The organism is Corynebacterium confusum, from assembly GCF_030408715.1.
Classification (GTDB): Bacteria; Actinomycetota; Actinomycetes; order Mycobacteriales; family Mycobacteriaceae; genus Corynebacterium; species Corynebacterium confusum.
The window spans coordinates 625,945-645,348 of sequence record NZ_CP047202.1 but is presented as its reverse complement, the minus strand read 5'-3'; the positions used below and the strand labels follow the sequence as shown (position 1 = coordinate 645,348).

The 19,404-nt window shown below is 64.2% G+C and carries 18 protein-coding genes and 3 pseudogenes; 11 read left to right on the top strand and 10 right to left on the bottom strand.

Annotation, left to right across the window (positions count from 1 at the left end):
- Positions 1-28 precede the first annotated feature (28 nt).
- Positions 29-883: pseudogene (locus CCONF_RS03085) on the bottom strand (IS1249 family transposase); the annotation flags it as partial.
- Positions 884-1,128: 245 nt separating this feature from the next.
- Here CCONF_RS03085 and CCONF_RS03080 point away from each other — a divergent pair.
- From CCONF_RS03080 to CCONF_RS03065, 5 genes are all read left to right on the top strand, one after another.
- Complete coding sequence (locus CCONF_RS03080) at positions 1,129-2,958, top strand: amino acid transporter (protein WP_435384085.1); 1,830 nt, start codon at positions 1,129-1,131, stop codon at positions 2,956-2,958.
- Positions 2,959-3,592: 634 nt separating this feature from the next.
- On the top strand, positions 3,593-4,975 hold the full coding sequence (locus tag CCONF_RS03075) for a hypothetical protein (RefSeq protein WP_290225112.1): 1,383 nt from the start codon (positions 3,593-3,595) through the stop codon (positions 4,973-4,975).
- 171 nt (positions 4,976-5,146) lie between these two features.
- Complete coding sequence (locus CCONF_RS11485; RefSeq protein WP_353959512.1) at positions 5,147-5,368, top strand: PLDc N-terminal domain-containing protein; 222 nt, start codon at positions 5,147-5,149, stop codon at positions 5,366-5,368.
- Between the two features lie 121 nt (positions 5,369-5,489).
- A complete protein-coding gene (locus CCONF_RS03070) occupies positions 5,490-7,553 on the top strand; it encodes a fructose-specific PTS transporter subunit EIIC (protein ID WP_290225109.1) in 2,064 nt (687 codons plus the stop codon).
- Positions 7,554-7,946: 393 nt separating this feature from the next.
- Positions 7,947-9,509, top strand: a complete 1,563-nt coding sequence (locus tag CCONF_RS03065; protein ID WP_290225107.1) for an alkaline phosphatase — start codon at positions 7,947-7,949, stop codon at positions 9,507-9,509.
- A gap of 78 nt (positions 9,510-9,587) precedes the next feature.
- Here CCONF_RS03065 and CCONF_RS03060 read toward each other — a convergent pair whose 3' ends face one another.
- Positions 9,588-10,823, bottom strand: a complete 1,236-nt coding sequence (locus CCONF_RS03060) for an NAD(P)/FAD-dependent oxidoreductase (RefSeq protein WP_290225105.1) — start codon at positions 10,821-10,823, stop codon at positions 9,588-9,590.
- A gap of 134 nt (positions 10,824-10,957) precedes the next feature.
- On the opposite strand from CCONF_RS03060, the gene CCONF_RS03055 reads away from it, so the two are divergent.
- Positions 10,958-11,398 carry an Lrp/AsnC family transcriptional regulator gene (locus CCONF_RS03055; protein WP_290225103.1) on the top strand — a complete coding sequence of 147 codons (441 nt, stop codon included), beginning with the start codon at positions 10,958-10,960 and terminating at the stop codon, positions 11,396-11,398.
- Here CCONF_RS03055 and CCONF_RS03050 read toward each other — a convergent pair.
- The 4 genes from CCONF_RS03050 to CCONF_RS03035 are packed head-to-tail and all read right to left on the bottom strand — an operon-like array spanning position 11,395 to position 14,081.
- Positions 11,395-12,084 carry a hypothetical protein gene (locus CCONF_RS03050; protein WP_290225101.1) on the bottom strand — a complete coding sequence of 230 codons (690 nt, stop codon included), beginning with the start codon at positions 12,082-12,084 and terminating at the stop codon, positions 11,395-11,397. The genes CCONF_RS03055 and CCONF_RS03050 overlap by 4 nt on opposite strands.
- A 12-nt stretch (positions 12,085-12,096) precedes the next feature.
- Positions 12,097-13,305, bottom strand: coding sequence for a molybdopterin-dependent oxidoreductase (locus CCONF_RS03045; RefSeq protein ID WP_290226220.1), 1,209 nt, complete (start codon positions 13,303-13,305; stop codon positions 12,097-12,099).
- A gap of 15 nt (positions 13,306-13,320) precedes the next feature.
- On the bottom strand, positions 13,321-13,590 hold the full coding sequence (locus CCONF_RS03040; protein WP_290225099.1) for a hypothetical protein: 270 nt from the start codon (positions 13,588-13,590) through the stop codon (positions 13,321-13,323).
- Between the two features lie 2 nt (positions 13,591-13,592).
- Positions 13,593-14,081 carry a hypothetical protein gene (locus tag CCONF_RS03035; RefSeq protein ID WP_290225095.1) on the bottom strand — a complete coding sequence of 163 codons (489 nt, stop codon included), beginning with the start codon at positions 14,079-14,081 and terminating at the stop codon, positions 13,593-13,595.
- Between the two features lie 407 nt (positions 14,082-14,488).
- Between CCONF_RS03035 and CCONF_RS03030 the strand changes: the two genes are divergently transcribed.
- From CCONF_RS03030 to CCONF_RS03020, 3 genes are all read left to right on the top strand, one after another.
- Positions 14,489-14,758 carry a CBU_0592 family membrane protein gene (locus CCONF_RS03030; protein WP_290225093.1) on the top strand — a complete coding sequence of 90 codons (270 nt, stop codon included), beginning with the start codon at positions 14,489-14,491 and terminating at the stop codon, positions 14,756-14,758.
- Positions 14,759-14,785: 27 nt separating this feature from the next.
- Positions 14,786-15,076, top strand: a complete 291-nt coding sequence (locus CCONF_RS03025; RefSeq protein ID WP_070768715.1) for a CBU_0592 family membrane protein — start codon at positions 14,786-14,788, stop codon at positions 15,074-15,076.
- 133 nt (positions 15,077-15,209) lie between these two features.
- Entirely contained in the window at positions 15,210-15,773 is a 564-nt protein-coding gene (locus CCONF_RS03020; RefSeq protein ID WP_290225090.1) for a TetR/AcrR family transcriptional regulator, read from the top strand.
- Positions 15,774-15,819: 46 nt separating this feature from the next.
- Here CCONF_RS03020 and CCONF_RS03015 read toward each other — a convergent pair whose 3' ends face one another.
- Both CCONF_RS03015 and CCONF_RS03010 read right to left on the bottom strand, forming a co-directional pair.
- Positions 15,820-16,044, bottom strand: a complete 225-nt coding sequence (locus CCONF_RS03015; protein WP_435384084.1) for a CoA-transferase — start codon at positions 16,042-16,044, stop codon at positions 15,820-15,822.
- 10 nt (positions 16,045-16,054) lie between these two features.
- Positions 16,055-16,432 (bottom strand): annotated as a pseudogene (locus CCONF_RS03010) (CoA-transferase); the annotation flags it as partial.
- Between CCONF_RS03010 and CCONF_RS03005 the strand changes: the two are divergent.
- Positions 16,427-16,516 (top strand): annotated as a pseudogene (locus CCONF_RS03005) (LuxR C-terminal-related transcriptional regulator); the annotation flags it as partial. The pseudogenes CCONF_RS03010 and CCONF_RS03005 sit on opposite strands and share 6 nt — an antisense overlap.
- Positions 16,517-16,624: 108 nt before the next feature.
- The gene (locus tag CCONF_RS03000) at positions 16,625-16,915 is read left to right on the top strand and encodes a muconolactone Delta-isomerase family protein (RefSeq protein ID WP_290225087.1); all 291 of its coding nucleotides are present in this window, start codon (positions 16,625-16,627) and stop codon (positions 16,913-16,915) included.
- Positions 16,916-17,048: 133 nt separating this feature from the next.
- On the opposite strand, the gene CCONF_RS02995 is transcribed toward CCONF_RS03000, so the two are convergent.
- Entirely contained in the window at positions 17,049-18,092 is a 1,044-nt protein-coding gene (locus tag CCONF_RS02995; protein WP_290223637.1) for an HNH endonuclease signature motif containing protein, read from the bottom strand.
- An 89-nt stretch (positions 18,093-18,181) separates the two neighbouring features.
- Positions 18,182-19,369: an amidohydrolase gene (locus CCONF_RS02990; protein ID WP_290225086.1), complete on the bottom strand. Its 1,188-nt coding sequence runs from the start codon at positions 19,367-19,369 to the stop codon at positions 18,182-18,184.
- Positions 19,370-19,404 lie beyond the last annotated feature (35 nt).

Sequence of the window (19,404 nt, the reverse complement as noted above, 5' to 3'; positions counted from 1 at the left end):
GCCCCACACACAAACAACTTGACACGCTCAGCGCGTGCGGTGGTGGCTGCAGATAGGTAAACAACCACCCCTTCCGCGAGAGGTGCAACAGCGAATTGTAGGCCTTGCGTACCCGCAGGTGGGTCCATTCCCACCGGTGGTTGAGGGTTCTGCGTTCCTTCGGCACCGGTGTTTTCTCGTTGAGGAAACTGGCATAGACGACCCCGAAATCGTGCAAGTTCAGAGTCCATTCGCGGGCCTGTTCCATGGTGGTGATCCGCGTCAACTTCAACGCGAGCGCGTAAATGGCTTGGCCTGCGCTGGTGCGTGGTTTAGAGGTGGTGTAGCGACGGATAACGCGCTGGGCATGGACCACACAGCGCTGGATCTGTGCATTGGGCCAGCACGCTTTGATAGCGGTGTAGGCGCCTTGCCCGCCGTCAAGGACAACGCATAAGGGTTCTGCGATCTTGTTTAAAAGCTGCGTGTAGGCGTGGGCGGTTTCGCTTTTTGCCCAATGCCAGGCGATGACATGGTCATAGCTTGCGGCGACGAGCAAGCACCCGGCAGCGGTATATGTGCCGTCGATGAAGATCTGGTCGTAGACGCGGTGAGACTCACCGGGGTTGGTTACCTCTATGAGCCAAAACGGTGTAAACCGGCGATCAAGCGTCCATCTGCTTACTCCTTGCTGGCGGGCTACTTCAGCCAGTGTTGCGGTGCACGTGATGTAGGAGTGGAAGGCTTTGAAGTCGCGGGTGTGGCTCAGATCGGTGCGGGTGCGTGTCGTTGAGTTGCCGCAGTTGGGGCTTTTGCACCGCCATCGTGTTGTTCCTTTGGATGTGGTGCCGTTTTTCTTCATTTGCCCAGCACATACGGGGCATCGTGGTCGGTTTCGTCTCACCCGGAAAGCACACCAACTGCCGGATACCACATGCAGGTGCCATTCCGGTGGATTGACGAAGAAACGGGTCTATATAAGGCTGAGGTCCTTATATAGACCCGATTCAACTAACCTGAACAGCGGAAACGCTGAAACTCAGACACACTTTTTGCTACTTAACCCGCGGACTCCCGCTTGCAAAGCAGTGATATATGCCACCGCCGTAGGACTTTTATTCTCCGGCGCACGGCGTATATTTCTTCTTCATGGCAATGCATCTTCCCCGCCCGCACAAGCCAGTGCGGAGGGACAATTTTTCCTCGCAACCCATTCCCGAGCGCACCTACCCGTGGTGGCAGGTGATGTGCCTGTCCGGGGTGGACTATTTCTCCACGCTGGGATACCAGCCCGGCATCGCGGTGCTGGCCGCCGGTGCTCTAGCCCCGGCCGCCACCCTCATCCTCGTGGTCGTCACCCTGGCCGGGGCGGTGCCGGTCTACCGGCGCGTGGCGGCGCGCTCGCCGCACGGGCTGGGCTCCATCGCGATGATGGAGGCCCTCACCCACGGCTGGTGGGGCAAGCTGCTCGTGCTGGTGCTGCTGGGCTTTGCCGCCACGGATTTCATGGTCACCATCACGCTGTCGGCCTCCGATGCCTCCGCGCACCTGCTCGGCGCCACCGACAGCCCGCATCAGCTTCCCGTGACCATCGCGCTGGTGTGCGCCCTGGCCGTGGTCTTCTTGGTCGGCTTCCGTGAGGCCGTCGGTGTGGCCGTGGCCCTGGTCGTCACCTACCTCTCACTGACCCTGGTGGTAGTCTCCGCCGGCCTGTGGCAGCTGACCACCCACCCGGTACTCCTGGGCGACTGGGCCGATACCCTCCACGCCCAGCACCCGCACCCGGCGGGCATGGCCGTGCTGTGCCTGATTGTCTTCCCGAAGCTCGCCCTGGGGCTGTCCGGCTTTGAGACCGGCGTGTCCGTCATGCCGCTTATCCGCTCGCAGTCCCTGCCGCAGCGCATTAAGCGCGCCCGCCGGCTAATGACCACCAGCGCGGTGATTATGAGCCTGTACCTGCTGGCCTCTTCCCTGTTGGTGACCACACTCATCCCCGCCGACCAGTTCGGCGCCGGCGGCAGCGCCGACGGGCGGGCGCTGGCCTGGCTGGCCGAGCACTACCTCGGGGCCTCCTTCGGGCAGTTCTATGGATACGTCACCACGGCCATCCTGTGGTTCGCCGGCGCGTCGGCGATGTCGGGCATGCTCGCTTTGATCCCGAAGTACCTGCCGCGGTTCGGCATGGCCCCAGAGTGGGCCAAGCGCTCCCGGCCGATGGTGCTGTTGCTCAGCGTTACCGCCATCGGCATTACGTGCCTCTTCGACGCGGACGTGGACAAGCAGTCCGGGGCCTATGCCACCGGCGTGCTGGTGGTGATTTTCTCCGGGGCGGTGGCGGTTACCTGCACTGCGCGCGCCAAGGCCTGGTTCGCCGCCATCGCGGTGGTTCTGGGGCTGACCCTGGCCGCCAACCTCGTGGAGCGCCCCGACGGCCTGCGCGTGGCCGGCTTCTTCATCGTGGCCATCGTCTTGAGCTCGCTGGCCTCCCGCGCGGTGCGCTCCTACGAGCTGCGTGACAACGGTACCTCCTGGGACGCAGCCGCCCGGGCGTTGCTCGAGGTCCCGGGACCTAGCATCCAGTTGATGCCGGCGGCCCCCTGCCCCGACCTGAGTACTAAGAAACAGCGCGTCTGCCGCGCCCACCACCTGGCCGGCACCGCGGACATCGTGGCGCTGGAGATTTCCGTGCGCGATCCCAGCGCCTTCGCCGAGCTCTACACCGTGCGCGGTGTGGACGGCGCCCTGGTGGTCGAGGCCGCCTCGGTCTCCAACGCGGTGGCCGTTATCGCCCTGGATATCCAACGGCACACCGGCAAGCCGGTGGAGGTCTACTTCGAGTGGGCCGACGACGGCCCGCTCAAGGCCGCCCTGCGCACCGTCTTCCTGGGCCGCGGCCAGGTCGCCACCGTCACCCGGGAGATCCTGCGCCGGACAAGTCTGGACACCGGCCAGCCCAGCCCCAGCGTGCGCGTGGCTTAAGCAGGCGGCACACAGCCGACTTCACCGCACCCAACCCCGCCCCACCTGCACAGGGCCGCACATGGCAGTAAAGCCGCAGAACTCACGGCAGCCTGCCGCCTGCGACGGGCGAAACACCCCGAAACAACTGTCCCAGTGCCCAGCTAGCCCCATGATTGCACATTTTTTATCACTTCCCACCCATCGATGGAGGCCAGTCTAACCGGCGTGGTGCAATTAACCTTTAGTTAACTTGACGCGTAAACAAACGCCGGATCCATTCTTCCTACGCCAGGCAAGCGCCAGCTCAATAACCCTTTTAACACTGTTTACCGGCCGGCGATACCTGAGAATTTCCTGATTTTTCACCCCGGCTTGTACCCCCATTCGAGGGTGTCGGACCCCCTTGGGGATTCTACCTGTATACACCTTTAACCCCTAAGCAGATAATGATTTATCCTGCCGTAGCCAGCGAATCTACAGAAAAAGCTCAACAAAAGATGAACCAGCTGTCCGATCCTCAAAAACAACCTTTTGTCTAGACACCTGACTATTGCGGTTCTTTCCAGCGGCCTTTACGTTGGATTGCATCACGCCTTGAGGAATGCGTGTCGTACTGTCAAAACCCATCCCCTACTTCAGGAGATTTTTCTTTATGAATATCCGTCGTCGTTTTGCCGGCCTGACCGCTGGCATCATCGTTGCGGGTACCGCCCTGACCGCCCCAGTCGCCGGTGCCGCTACCCAGACCGAGTCCTACCCGGAGACCCCGGCGCTGAACCCGAAGCTGCCGATCATCCACACCACCCACGGCTCCGATCACATGAAGGCCAACGTGCTGAACCCGCGCCCGGTCTGCAACCCGTGGGAAGACCACCGCACTGTGGTCTACAAGGCCACCGACACCTTCATGCCGGCCGGCACCATCTCCACCACCAACCAGACCAAGAAGGACATCCCGCTCAGCCAGGATCTGTCCAAGTCTCAGACCATCAACGTGGAGATCAACGGTGACCGCACCTCCACCACCTCCATGAACCTGGGCGGCGGCTACTCCAAGGATGGCGGCGAGTCCTCCGTGGGCATCTCCCACTCCATCGCCACCAAGATCGGTGCTTCCGCTTCCTACTCCCTGTCCTGGGACGCTGGCCAGACCATCGGCCCGTACGACGTTCCGCCGAACCACACCGGTGAGGCCACCTACGGCTTCCGCGTCCTGAACATGACCGGTACCCAGCAGTACTGCAAGCCGAACGGCACCTGGTCCACCCCGACCTTCTGGTCCGCTCTGCAGCCGGTCAAGAACGAGGTCCGCGTCAAGCTGTACGACGACTTGGCTGACTCCTTCGCTCCGAACAAGGACGCTCAGAACACCACCGACGTCAACGACCCGAAGGTTGTTGAGGAAGACAAGGATCCGAAGGCTGACGCCGAGGTTATCGCCGAGAACGAGAAGCCGGTTGAGGAAGAGGTTGCTTCCGAGGCTGAGGGCGACAAGGAAGAGGCTGCTGACAAGAAGAAGCAAGAAGAGGTCGACAAGGGCGAGGCCGCCGAGGAAGACTCCGAGCTGGACCTGAAGCCGTTCATCAAGACCTCCGGCGCTAAGCACGCTGGCTTCGCCGGCACCGTCGCCGTCGGCGCTGAGAACGTTGGTTCCAAGCGCTACTACGGTGATTTCCCGGCCGTTCAGTTCCGCGTCGATGTCAAGACCGAAGAGGGCCCGGAGGGCGTTGACCGCCTGATCACCCCGCGCTCCACCAACGGTGCTCACATCCGCGACCTGGGCTTCGACAAGAAGACCTCCACCCGCTCCTTCGAGGTCAACCTGTCCAACCCGATCAACAAGGGTGACAAGCAGGAGCTGGCGTTCTTGGACTTCGGCGACGGCGACACCAAGGAAGGCCGCCTGAAGAACTACATCACCGTTACCCAGACCTCCCGCCTGGACGGTGACAACTCCAAGGGCAACGACCAGAACGTTGACTCCCGCCAGGTTGGTACCAACGACTTCGGCAAGAAGCACAGCGGCCTGTACTAAAGACCACTAAGTTGCTTCGGGCCAGAGGAACTGCATGGGCCTAACTGCTCATCGGCTAAAGCGATGATGCTATAAACTCCCTTGGCAGCGCACTGGGAATATGATTCCTTCTAGCGCAACCAAGGGAGTTTTCTTTTTGGGACAAGATTGAATTGAAGGTCGAGATAGCTAATGGAGATCCCAGTTCTTTATGATCTCTTGTGGATTGTCATCCCCCTCATTTGTATCGCCCTCACCGTTGTCGTCTTCCTTTGGGAGAGACGACATGGAAGTTCTAGCGTTCGGACTATTCTTTGGTGCCTTGTCCAGTTCGGGTTACCGCTGCTGGGATTCTTGCTGTGGCTAGTCTTCCGCCGTTTTCCCCGCGGTCACTCAGCCGGCCAGCAACGCTAGATTAGGCCCACCACCCAGTCTGCCTGACATCTTACTGAGGTGTCGCAGACTGGGCGGCGCCTTTTTGTTTTTCTTCCCAATTGTCTTGGCCCGGCTCGCCTGGGGCCATAAAATTGGTTCCATGTCCAATAACACTAAGAACCCGCCGCGCATCCTGGCGATCACCGCCTGCCCCACGGGCATTGCGCACACGTATATGGCGGCCGAGAATCTCACCGCGGCCGCGCAAGAATTGGGTTTCGATCTTAAGGTCGAAACGCACGGTTCCATCGGCGTCGAGGGGGCGTTTACCCCCGCTGATATTGAGGCCGCCGATGCCATCCTCATCGGCGCCGATACCGTCATCAACAAGGAGCGCTTCGTGGGCAAGCGCCTGCTGGCCACCGGCGTCGACGACGCCATCAAGCGCCCGAAGGAGCTGCTGCGCCAGTCCCTGGAGGCCAACACCTTCACCGACCGCCAGCTGCAGAAGCAGCAGGCCGACCAGTCCGGCCAGGACGCAGGCGCCACGTCCTCATCCTCCGGCATCGCCGGCGTGGGCCAGACTATGTACAAGGCCCTGATGAACGGTGTCAGCCACATGATCCCGTTCGTGGTCACGGGTGGTCTGCTGCTGGCTGTGGCCCTGTCCATCGGCGGCACGCCCACCCCGGAGGGCCTGGCCATCCCGGAGGACTCCTTCTGGTTCACCATCTCTGAGCTGGGTACCCTGGCGTTTTCGCTGATGGTGCCGGTGCTTTCCGGCTATATCGCCGTCGGCATCGCGGACCGGCCAGGCCTGGCGCCCGGCCTGATTACGGGCTTTATCGCCACCACCGGCTCTCTCTACGGCTCGGAGGCCGGCGCCGGCTTCCTCGGCGGCATCGTCACCGGTATCTTGTCCGGCTACGTGGCCCTGGGGATTAAGAAGATCCCGGTCCACAAGTTCATCGCACCCATCTGGCCCATCATCGTCATCCCGATCCTGACCACCCTCATCGTGGGCCTGGCCTTCATCTGGCTCATCGGCGCCCCGATTGCCAGCGTCTTCGCCGCACTGACCGAGTACCTCTCCGGCATGCAGGGCGCCTCGGTGCTAGTGCTGGGTGCCATCATCGGCGCCATGATGGCCTTCGATATGGGCGGCCCCTTCAACAAGACCGCCTTCCTCTTCGGCGGCGGCATGATTGCCTCCGGCAACGCGCTGCCGATGGGCATGGCCGCAGCCGCCATCGCCGTCCCGCCGCTGGCCGTGGGCCTGGCCACGCTCATCCGCCGCGCCTGGTTCACCAAGGCCGAGCGCGACTCCGGCATCGCAGCACTCTTTATGGGCTTCTTCGGCATCACTGAGGGCGCCATCCCGCTGGCCGCGGCCCGCCCGCTGCAGGTCATCCCGGCCAACGTCGTCGGCGGCGCCATCGCCGGCGCCCTGGCCGGCGCCTTCGGCGCGGCCGACCACGTCATGCACGGCGGCCCCATCGTCGCCCTGCTGGGTGCCGTCGACAACGTCGTCGGCTTCTTCATCGCCATGGCCGCCGGCGTGGCCGCCACGACCATCCTCATCCTGGTCTTGGTGGGGATCACGCAGAAGAGGAACCCCGCCACCGAAGAGGCACAGAGCACCGACGCCGACGCTGCCACCACTGACGCCACCAGCGCCCAGCCCGGCACCGAGACCACCGGTGCCGCAGTCCCGGCCGGCGCCGCGGGTGCCGCCACGGCCGCCACGAGTACCACGGCGACCGCCACCACCCCTAGCACGCTCATCGACCCCTCGGTCGTGCTGCTGGAACCGGAGGCCGCCTCCAACCGCGACGACGTCATCCGTGAGCTCGTCGCCGCCGCGGCTGCCAGCGGGCGCATCACCGACGCCGAGGCCGTAGTGGACGCCGCCGTCGCCCGGGAGGCCAAGCACTCGACCTCCGTGGGCAACGCCGTGGCCATCCCGCACGCCCGCGTGGCCGGCGTGGCTGCCCCGACCCTGGCCTTTGCCCGCCTCAACGAGCCCGGCATCCCCTGGGCCGCGGACGAGGATCCCTCCCGCTTGGTCTTCCTCATCGCCGTGCCCGACGATGCCGGCAAGCAGCATCTCAAGCTGCTATCCAAGCTGGCCCGCAGCCTGATGAAGCAGGATTTCCGCGACAAGCTCTACGCCGCCGCTGACCGCCGCGCCGTTGTCGCCCTCGTCGAAGAGGCCGTGGCCTAACCACGGCACTACCCCGCCGGGCGCAGAAAAGCGGCCGAGGACCGGATCCACCATCCAGCCTCGGCTGCTTTTGTCATTCCTGAGCCCGCCCCTGCCAGACATCCGCCAGGTCACAGACGGCAGTCACGTTCAACGCCGCCACGTTCGTCGAGCAGGTACCGCGAGGCTAGCGCCCGGGGCGCGTTCCCGGGAGGGCCCGAGATAGTTAAAGCGAAGTTTCCTTTAATGTCATCGTCCCGAGATGTTCGGAGTTTAGAGTTCCTTCACGTGCGGCTGTAATTGCCCTGTCAGAACCATAACGCTGTGCTTGGCGCGGCGTGGGGACGCGGGCGAGCCACCGCCCGCGCACTGTCTCATCTTGTCTCTATTCCGTCTTTGCGAAGGACTCTTCTTATGCGTTTTTCTCTGCGCGCCGGCTCCGTGGCCGTTTCTGCTTCCCTGATTGCTGCGGGCGTCGCCCCGGCCACCGCCCAGGAATCCAACGGCCCGAAGAACATCATCTACATGATTGGTGACGGCATGGGCTACGGCCACGTCGCCTACAACAACCTGTACGAGACCGGCCAGTCCAAGTACTTGGTCGACGGCGAATTCAGCGAAGCCGGCCCGCAGGAGCTGGACGGCGAGTCCGTCCAGGCCTACGAGGACTTCAACCGTCTGTCCATGTCCACCTACTCCCAGGGCGGATCCTACGACCCGTCCCAGGCCTGGGCCACCCACGAGTACGTCCAGGAAGGCATCATCACCGACTCGGCCGCGGCAGGTACCGCCATGGCCACTGGCATGAAGGTCGAAAACGGCATCCTGGGTATGTCCAACTACGGCATGGCTCAGAAGAATTTCCAGGAGACCGCCATCGAGCAGGGCAAGTCCGCCGGCGTGGTTTCCTCCGTGCCGTTCTCCCACGCCACCCCGGCCGCCTTCGCCGCCCACAACAAGGACCGCAACGCCTACGGCGAGATCGCCAAGGAGATGATCGACTCGGACCTCTCCGTCGTCATGGGCGCTGGCCACCCGTTCTTCACCGATGACAACCAGCCGACGGAGACCGGTTCCTTCGGCTACATCGACGAGGCCGACTACAGCCGCCTGGCCGAGGGCGAGACCGACTGGGAGTACTTCGACTCCAACGACGGCTTCGCCAGCCTGGCCGAGGGCAACGTGGAAGAGGGCAAGAAGTACTGGGGCCTGGCTCCGGTCCACTCCACCCTGCAGCAGTCCCGCTCCGGGGAGGGCACCACCCCGTACTCCGATCCGCAAAACGACGTGGTTGACCTGCCGACCATGACCACCGGCGCCCTGAACGCCCTGGGTCAGGACGCCGACGGCTTCTCCGTGATGATTGAGGGCGGCGCCATCGACTGGACCGGCCACGCCAACCAGTCCGCCCGTGAGATCGAGGAGATGCAGGACTTCAACGCCTCCGTCGACGCCGCCATCAAGTGGGTCGAGGAGAACTCCAACTGGGACGAGACCCTGCTGATCGTCACCGCTGACCACGAGACCGGCTACCTGTCCGGTGAGAACGAGCCGGACGAGGGCCGCTTCAACAAGATGGCCGGCGACGCCAAGTCCCTGCCGAGCCACCAGTGGTACTCCGACAAGCACACCAACCAGCTGGTTCCGTTCTTCTTCAAGGGCGCTGGTTCCGAGGACATCATGTTCCGTGTCAAGGGCACCGACCCGGTCCGCGGCGACTACATCGACAACACCGACGTCGCCCAGCTGGCCATGAAGACCTGGTGGTCGAATGGCTCCGAGCAGCCGGGTGATGACAACCAGGACGACAACGCTGGTTCCTCCCAGGGCAGCTCCGACGCCGCCTCCGGCCTGGCGGGCGCGGGCATCGTGGCCGCTATCTTCGGCGCCATCTTCGCCGCCGCGCAGGCAGCCGGCATCCTGACAGTTGACTTCTCCCCCATCCAGAAGCTGCTGCGCCAGATCGGCCTGGCTTAAGTTTTAAAAAAATTCCCATCGCCTCGTTGGAGGTGATGGGAACTTTATATGCGCTCTTGCGCGCGCTGCGAGCCGGGCTTAGCGCAGCGGGTCGAACGGGTCCAGGATGGGATCGATTACCCCGGTGGCGATCTGCTTGGCCAGCAGCTTGCCGGAGATGGGGCCGAGTACTACGCCCCACATGCCGTGGCCGCCGCAGGTGTAGACGTTGGGAACCTGGGTCTGGCCGATAAGCGGCAGGCCGTCCGGGGTGACGGGCCGGGAGCCGACCCACTCGTCCTGGATGTCGTCCCAGTCGATGCCCTTAAACATCGGGGCGGTGACCTTGATCATGGACTCGATGCGGCCCGGCTGGAAGGCCTCGTCGGGGCCGCGGAATTCCATGGTGCCGGCGATCTGGAAGCGGCCGCGGGTCGGGGCCGGGGTGCAGGCCACACGGGTCTCCGGCAGATAGACCGAGTGCTTGGCCTCTTGCTCCGGCTTGACGGTGAAGGAATAGCCGCGGCCGGCCTGGACCATGGTGCGCACGCCCAGGGACTTGGCCAGCTTCGGCAGCCAGGCACCGGTGGCGATGACCACCACGTCGGTGGGCTTCCACTCGCCGGTGGCCAGCTGGATGGCCGGCTTGCGGGTGGACTGGACGTCGGTGACCTCCGCGCCGGTGGTGATGGTGCCGCCGCGGGCGACGAAGGATTCGGCGATGGCCTCGCAGAAGTACTGCGGCTCGATGTAGCGCTGGCCGCCCAGCTTGTAGACGGTCTGGACGCGCTCCGAGAGCATCGGGGCGTATTCCAGGGCCTGGGTGTGGCTGAGGTTTTCGAAGGGGATCTCCTGGCCGTGGCGGATGGCGCCCTCGACCTCGTCCAAGAAGCCCTTGGCTTGGTTGTCGTTTTCGAAGCCGACGATGAACGGGCCCTCGTGGGTCACGGCGTCCACGCCGCCGTCGATGAGCTCGTCGTAGGCGCCCAGGGCGGCCTTGTCGATGGGAGTCAGGGCCGCCATGGTCTTGTCCCAGGAGCGCTGGTTGGCCCGGGCCATGAACTGGGCGACGAACGCCCACAGCTTCGGGTCGATGCGGGTGGGCACACTCAGCGCCGCATCCTTGTCGAACAGCGCGGTGGGGCCGTAGGCCCACAGGCTGGAATTGGACAGCGGGATGGTCTTGCCCGGCGCCAGCCAGCCGGCGTTGCCCCAGGACGCGCCGGCGGCGACGCCGATCTTGTCCACGATTTCCACGTCGTAGCCGTGTTCCTGCAGGTACCACGCCGTCGACAGGCCGGTCATCCCGGCGCCTACCACAATAGCCTTAGTCATGTGCTCCTCCTCACAGATGATTTGAATACCTATATCATCCACGGAGGATAGAGTGATCGGGTACACATTGGCGGGATCCCCCAGAATCCGCCTGATTTTGCAAGCATCCCCCACCGCGGAGAACGAACACCCCCATGCAGCTGGATCAGATTGAGGCGGCCATCTGCCGCGAATTGGCTTCCGATGCCCGCCTGCCCATCTCCGAACTCGCCCACCGCATCAACGTCAGCGAGTCCACCGCCCACCGCCGGCTGAACTCGCTCATCGCGCGCGGGGTCATCACCGGCTTTTCTGCGCACGTGGACCCAGCGGCCCTCGGGCTGGGCACGGAGGCGCTCATCCACATCCGCCTCCACCCCGGCGCCCGCGGCGCCCTGCGGGACTTCTACCACTACCTGCTGCAGCTAGAGCCGGTGCGCCACGTCTACTTCGTGGCCGGCAACCAGGACTTTGTGGCGCACGTGCAGCTGGCCACCGCGGCCAGCCTGCGGGATTTCATCTCGGACGTGGTCAGCGCGCGCCCCGAGGTGGCCTCCACCAACACCTCCCTGGTCTTCGACCACCGGGCGGGCTAGCCGTCCTCCCGCTTCGGCTTCTTCAGGTCCTCCAGCGTGGGCAGGCCCAGCGCCTCGAGGATGCCGGTCAGGGCCGTGATATCGGCCTCCAGCCGGTCCAGGCGCGCGGCTTGGCTCTCGCTCAGCTTCGCCCGCAGGGCTTTCAGCCGCGGGTAGCGCCCGGCTAGCAGCGTGCCCCAGTAGATGCGCAGGTCCAGGATCTCCTGGTTGCCCGGCACCGGTTCGCCGTTGTGGAAGGCGACGATGTCGCGCAGCTGCTCCTCCAGCATGGACAGGTCCATGTCGGCGCCGGGCAGGCCGGCATCGTGAGCATAGGCGTTCACGCCGGTGGGCCGCGGCGGGTCCTCGGCGCGGTAGAAACGATCCAGGGTCATGGCCTCGCGCGCCAGGACCGGGTCGTTGACGGGCAGGCGCGGGGCATCGTCCTCGCCGAGGAGCTGCCCGCGGCTTACCCGGATGAAGGTGCGCTGGTCCTCCATGCCGGCGCGGGTGCACTGCAGGCCCACGCCGAAGGATTCTAGGTCCTCGGCCTGGAACATGTAGCCCAGGTAGCGGGCGCGCGGGTTGATCTCGAAGTCGTCCGGAGTGGCGCCCGGCAGGTGGAAGTCGACCTCGTGGAGGTAGTCGCGCACGCGCTGCTGCTGCTCGGGGCTTAGGAAAATGTCTTGGTATAACGCTCGTGACATGGTGTGTCCTCCTTAGAGCATCTGCAGGCGGTCGTAGGAATCGGTGTCCTCAAAGAAGCCGCCCATCCCGTTGCCGATGATGTCAAAGCGGTTGACCACCTCAATCCGGTCCAGCCACTTCGCCGAGCGGAAACCGGTGGAGGTCTCCAGGCGCAGGCGCATGGGCGCGCCGTTCTTGATGGGGATCTCGTCGCCGTCGTAGCCAATGGCGATCAGCGACTGCGGCTGGCGGGCCTCTTCCATCGGCATGGACTCGTAGTAGTAGGAACCGTTGTAGTTGTCGTCGTCGCGGGTCATGTTCTGGAAGCTGTGGACCACCACGTCGCTGGCCCCGTCCAGCGGGCCGGCCAGGTCGAGCAGCTTGTACAGCGGCACGCCGTCCCACTTGCCCACCGAGGAAAAGCCCTGCACGCAGTGGTGGACCGTGTTCTGTGAGTGCCCGTCGGCGATTTTGCGGATATCCGCCATGGTCAGGCGCATCGGCTTTTCGACCAACCCGCCGATTTCCAGCACGTAGTCATCCTCGTAGTCGTTGCAGACCAGGGACATATAGGCCTCCGTTGACGGCGGCATGCCCGAGGCGCGGTGGTGCGGCGCCTTGGTGATCTCGGCATCGCTGTAGGCGTTCTGGCGCGAGGGCAGCTTACGCAGCGCGCGCGTGAGCGGGCGGACCACCACGTTGTGCAGGCGCTCGATGACCTTCGGGCGCTCCAGCGAGGTCTTCGTGGCCCAGACGTGGAAGGCGATGATGCCGAACAGGCCCAGGGTGAAGATCACGCCGCCGGCGATCGGGTTCTCCGAGTGGCCGAAGACCATCTTGGAGACCTCGTGACCGTAGCCGTGCAACACCACCATCGCGACGTGGATGACGATGAAGACGACGTAAGCGATGAGGCCCCAGAAGTGCAGGGTGCGGATGACCTGGCGCCCGCCCATCAGCTTGGAAATGCGCGGGAAGTGGTTGTTGATGGCCGGCGACTGGAAGGCGCCGGTGATGATCATCCACAGCGGCAGGATGAGCACCACGAAGCCGTAGGACAGCTGCTGGATGGCGTTGAAGGGGTAGCCGTCCATCGCCGGCGGGATCTGGAAGGCCAGGTAGTGGATGAGGTCGTCCCAGGCCTGGGCGAAAACACCCCAGTCCTCCGGCCAGTAGCGGCGCCACTGTCCGGTGCCCAGCACCAGGCCCCAGTAGATGACCATCAGCAGCACCCAGCCCATCACGCTGATGAAGTGCTAGTAGCGGCCCTGCCCCAGGGCGCCGTGGCCCGGCAGCGAGATGACGGGCGAATAGTCGTCGTACTCGCCGGAGACCGGGAAGTACTTGCGCTTGCGCTTTTGCTTAATGGAAAATTGCGCCCACTGCCCGCCCAGCGGGGTGTGCACGGAGCGGTGCAGCTTGGGGAAGGTGCCCAAGATTTCGATGCCGCTGCGGATAAACAGCGTCACGAACAAGATGTTGACGAAGTGCTCGACGCGGAGCCAGACCGGAAATTCTTCTAGCATGATTAATCCTCAAATCCTTGGGTATCCGGGTATGCGACCAGCACGCCGTAGTTCAGCGCCCAGTAGATAACGCAGTAGGCCAGGCTGGCGAAGAACATGGTGTTCCAGCCGGCCGCGAGGTAGACGCCCGCGCCGTTGCCGACGAAAGGCGCGTGGCCGAACAGGCCGCCGATATAGACCAGGATGCCGGCGGCGGCCACCACGGTGCCAAAGCCCCAGATGCGCCACTTGGTCACCAGGCCCAGCACCAGGAAGATGGCAGCCAGGGCGATGACCAGGCCGAGCGCGATGTCGCTGCCGGCGAAGATGTCGAAGCCGCTGGACAGCACGGCCCAGGCACAGCCGCCGATAAGCGCCACGATCACCAGGATGGCGGCCTTGGTCAGGCGCGGCAGGTTGATGCGGATGTAGCGGAAAAACGGCGCCCGCGTCTTCCCGGGTTTGACGTGGAGCTTGATGTCCTCGGTGTCCGGGTTCGGTTGCTGTGACACGGCTCGGCTCCTTTTCTGTTCAGATTGTTCTTTATCGACTTCGTCTGGCGGCGCTTCGCGTATGCGCCGGCCGGTGACGTCGTCCGTTAGGTTAAAGTTCTGTTCGAATTGTGCGGGAGGTGTTGAGGCCTTCCCCACGGGCGCGCGGGAGGCTATGTTTGGCCTCCGTGCCCATAACCCCAAGGTAGTTTAAGCTGGGCAAACGCGCTGAATTGATCGTACGTTCAAGGGCGGGGCTATCCCATTTACCTGCGCTTTAGATCAAGCGTTCAAAACCGTATGCACGTTCGACTTCGCATGGATTAAAAACCTAGCTTAGAGCCTATAAATGTAGCACCCGCGAGGCGCTCCTGCGCGCGGCTAGTCGCGCTCCCATATCGCACACATTCTGAAAGGACCGTCGAACAATGTCAGCAATGGTCATCTTCGGGCTGATCGCCTCGGTCGCCCTGCTCTTCGCCTTCGCGATGCTCAACTTGGGCAAGTGGACGCCGGACGATTACCCCTACCAGATCCTGAACTTCGTCGGCGCCGGCTTCCTGACCGCCTCTGCCGCCAGCCCGTTCAACGCGGGGGTGTTCTGGACCGAGCTCATCTGGTCCCTGCTAGGCCTCTACGGCATCATCAAGATCTTCCTGAACCGCCGGAAGAACCAGTCCCAGTCCGCCACCGCCTAGTCCGCAACGAACGAAAGGAATACCCTCATGGCACTCTCCTACGAAATTGGCATCATCGCCGGCATCTGCTTCGTCGTTGCCTTCGGCCTACTCAACTTCAAGGTCCTGACCGCTACCTCCCCCATCTACCAGACGCTGAACTTCCTGGGCGCGATGGGCTTCGTCTACACCGCCCTGTCCCCGTTCAACCCGGGCCTGTTCATCACCGAGGCCGTCTGGGCCATCGTCGCCCTGTTCGGTCTGTGGAAGATTTTCACCTCCTCCAGCAAGCGCAAAGCTGCTGAGGCCGTTCCGGATACCCGCCGCAACGAGGCCTAAATTGAACGCCACCACCCCCGACCCCTGCTTGCCGGTCCGGGGTGGGCAACTATACTTTCCCTAGCACACGGATTACTGCCGCGGCCGCCCGTTTTGTTGTTGGCCGCGTTTCGGCTGCGTTGAGGAGCGATGGTTGCCCAAGAATAACCCCCAGTACGGCCCCCGGTTGCGCATTATCGATGCCACCCTAGACTCCATCGTGCACAACGGAGTGGCCGGCACCACCATGCGCGTCGTCGCCGACAAGGCGGACGTGTCCTTGGGCTCCATCGCCTATTATTTCAACGACAAGGACGGCCTGCTGGCGGCCGCCTTTTCCGTCTTCGCGGAGCGCTCCGTGGCGGATTTCGGGTCCTATTTCACGAGCGTCGCTAGCCTTGACGATGCCCGCGCCGCCCTGTCCCAGATGCTCATCGCGTCCGCGGCCTCCCGCAAGACGCTGATCCTGGGCACCGAGCTCTACACCCTGTCCCTGCGGCGCCCCCTGCACCGCATGAACCTGTTGGAGTGGACGCAAGGCTGCCGCAACGTGATGGGCCAGTACTTCGATGCCCACACCACCTACCTGCTCGACGCCTTCTACGAGGGCCTGCTGCTACACCGCAGCATGTCGCTCGGCGAGTTCACCGAGGACCGCATCAACCTAGCGATCACCCGCCTGACTCCGCCCGAAAGCTATATCGGGCCGGGCGCCTAGGGCGCTGGCCTTTCTCGCTTTTCTGGCCTCTTAGCCTGCTAGCTTCTTAGCCTTTCAGCTTGTCACTGACGGCGAAGTCCGCGTCGGTCACCGCGCGCACGGAGTCCACGGTCTCGCCCTCGGCGACCTCGATGAGCGTGAGCCCCTCCTGCGGGTCCACGTGGAAGACCGCGTAGTCGGTGATGATCAGGTCCACGCACTGCGCGCCGGTCAGCGGCAGCTCGCAGGTGTTGAGCACCTTGGACGCGCCGTGCTTGTTGGTGTGCGACATCATCACCACGATCCGCTGGGCGCCGTGACGTGAGCCCCTCCTGCGGGTCCACGTGGAAGACCGCGTAGTCGGTGATGATCAGGTCCACGCACTGCGCGCCGGTCAGCGGCAGCTCGCAGGTGTTGAGCACCTTGGACGCGCCGTGCTTGTTGGTGTGCGACATCATCACCACGATCCGCTGGGCGCCGTGGACTAGGTCCATCGCCCCGCCCATGCCGCGGACCATCTTGCCTGGGATCATCCAGTTGGCCAGGTCGCCGTAGCGCGAGACCTCCATCGCGCCCAAGATGGCCACGTCCACCGCCCGCGAGCGAATCATGCCGAAGGAATCCGAGGAGGAGAAAAACGCCGCCCCCGGGTTGACCGTCGCTCCCTGCGCGCCACCGTCGCCGACGGCGCCAGCAACCGCGAGGTCGCCGAGGAGCTCTACCTGTCGACCAAGACCGTCGAATACCACCTGACGCGGGTCTAACGGAAGCTCGGGATCCGCTCGCGCAACGAACTTCCGCGTGCCCTCGCGCACGCGGGCCCCGACAATTAAATAGACCATCCGCAACCGAAAAAATAAGGATTTTCCACCATGTTGTTCCTTGCCCGAATGGACGTCACCTTCCCCGATCACCTAAGCCCCGAAGAGGTAGCCGATTTCCAGGCCCGCGAGAAGGAGTACTCCGGCTCGCTGCAGGCCGCCGGGAAGATGAAGGGCATCTGGCGCGTAGTCGGCGAGTACTCCAACTACTCCATCTACGACGCCCCCGACAACGATGCCCTCCACGACATCTTCGCCGGCTTCCCCATGTACAAGTACATGAAGATCCACGTCACCCCGCTGGCCAAGCACCCCAACTCCACCGACGCCGTCGCCTACTGATTACCGGGCGCACCATAAAAAGCGCGCGACCTAAACGCGCCGAAGGGGCGTTCACGGTCTTCAAACCGTAGACGCCTTGGCGCGTGTCTTGTCGCGTGTTGTACTGCTTTGCTGCGCTTCTGCCGCCGGCGCGCTAGGCCGGCACGCGTTCGGGCGGTATCCACACCACCCGGCCACCAACCCTCGCCATTCGGCCCCTGCTCTGCGCCGGCCCGGGCCCGTCCTCGTTGGCCCCATTATGGTGCGGACACAACGTCGCCAGGTTCGCCGCATTCGTCGGCCCACCCGACTCCCACGACTGCAGGTGATGGACCTGGCACTCATCCGCACCGGCCAAACACTCCGGCCAAGCACACACCGGATGCTCCATCAACGCCAAGCGCCGCTGCTTCCACGAGGCCAAACGCTCATCCCGGTAACAATTAACCGGCCCGGCCACCGGGTCGAAAACCCCCACGTAGCCAACCTGCTCAAACGCCCGAGTCACCAACTCGGCACCACTGATTACCGCGCCATTGGTCAGTTGCACGGTAATATCCGCGGCATCCCTACCGCCGACCAGGTGGCCGAAATCCTGAAGGTTAAGGACCACGTTCGTGATAACCGACGCGCGCACCCCGCCGCGAGGTCTACTACCGGCACCAGCGGCAGCACCGGCACCTTCGCCAGCACCATCACCGGTGCCGTGACCGCCGGTGAAGACCGCGCGGGCATCCTCGACGGTGCGCACCTGGGCTTTAATATCGGCGACGAGGCCGGCATCGGCGATAAGACGCATCGACCACAACCCCTCAGCCGAACGCCGATAGATCACCCCTGGCTGCGGCGCCGGGGCGGGGTGGGCCTCCTGGATTTTACGCCGCGCAGTCGCGGCCATCTCCTTGGCATCAACCGGCTGGGCGGATAGTTCTTCCATGATGCGCCAGGCATCGTTTTTGTTCTTCACCCGCCGCAGCACCCCGCGCAGTACGTCGAGCACGGGCAGGCAGTGCCCGTGGCGGGCGGCATTCGCGCGCACCCGGCGCTGGCGGCCGGCGTGCCTGACCGGGCCGAAAAACACCCCTGCCAGGTCGAAGAGGCGCTCCAACTCGTCGCGGCCGGAGCCGGCGGCCGCGCGCTCGGCATCCCAATCGGCGTGCCAAGCGCCCTCCACGATCTCGATTCCGGGCTGGGTCACGGCAGCCACGAACCTAGAAAAACAATCCCCCGATGTCATGCCCCACACACTAAGGCAGACCCCACCACCCCGCAACCGGGGCAGGACAATTACTTGCCCAACCAGGCGTAAGCGGCGGTGATGAGGGCCTCGGTGCCGGTCTGCAGCGTCGGCTGCTGGACGGGCGCGAAGAACGGGCTGTGGTTCGGCATCTCCTCGCCCTCCTTGCCGCCGCCGAAAATCCAGTAGCAGTACGGGGTGCCGAAGGCGTCGGCGACCACGGAGAAGTCCTCGGAGGCGGTAAACCGGTCGGCGTCCTGGACGCGGTCGCTGCCCAGGTGCTCCTCGAGGGCCTCGCGCACGCGGGCGGTGACGTCGGCGTCGTTGTCGGTGAGCGGGCACTGGTCGGAGAAGCTGAACTCCGGCTCCTTCGGCGAGCGCGCGGCCTCGCACTCGGCCTTCACGATCCGCTCGATGGCGGCGATGATCTTGTCGCGCACCTCCTCGTCGTAGGCGCGGATGTTGATCTTCAGCGTGGCATCAAACGGGATGACGTTGGCCTTGGAACCGGCCTGGACGGAGCCGACGGTAACCACGCCGAACTCGCTCGGGTTGAGCTCGCGGGAGACGATGGTCTGCAGGCGCATGACAATCGAGCTGGCCAGCACGACCGGGTCGACGCTCAGGTGAGGCATGGACCCGTGGGAGCCGGCGCCAAAAACCTTGACGGTCACGCTGGTGGCCGTCGAGAGCACCGGGCCCGGCTTGATGGCCACGCTGCCGGCGGGCACCACGCTGCAGAAAACGTGCTGGCCCAGCATGACGTCCGGCTTGGTGACCTTGTCCACCACGCCGGCGTCCACCATGGATTGGGCTCCCTCGGCGGTCTCCTCGCCGGGCTGGAAGAGGACTTCCAGGGTGCCGGACCAGGCATCGGTGGCGTCCTTCATCAGGGCGGCCACGCCCATGAGCGCGGCGACGTGGGAGTCGTGGCCGCAGGCGTGCATGACGCCGTCGACGGTGGAGGCGTAGTCGAGGCCGGTGTCCTCCTGGATGGGCAGGGCATCGAAATCGGCGCGCAGCATCACGGTGGGCCCGTCGCCGTTTTCTAGGACACCGACGATTCCGCCGCCGACCTCCACGACGTCGTAGTCGAATTCGCGCAGCTTGTCCGCGATGATCCCGCGGGTGCGCTCCTCTTCCATGCTGAGCTCGGGGTGCTGGTGCAGGTCGACGTACAGCGCCTCCTGCTTCTCACGAATCCCGTCGTAGCCGCTAACGATGTCCCCTACTGCCATGGGCTGGCTCCTTCCCGTTCACTAAAGCGTACGCA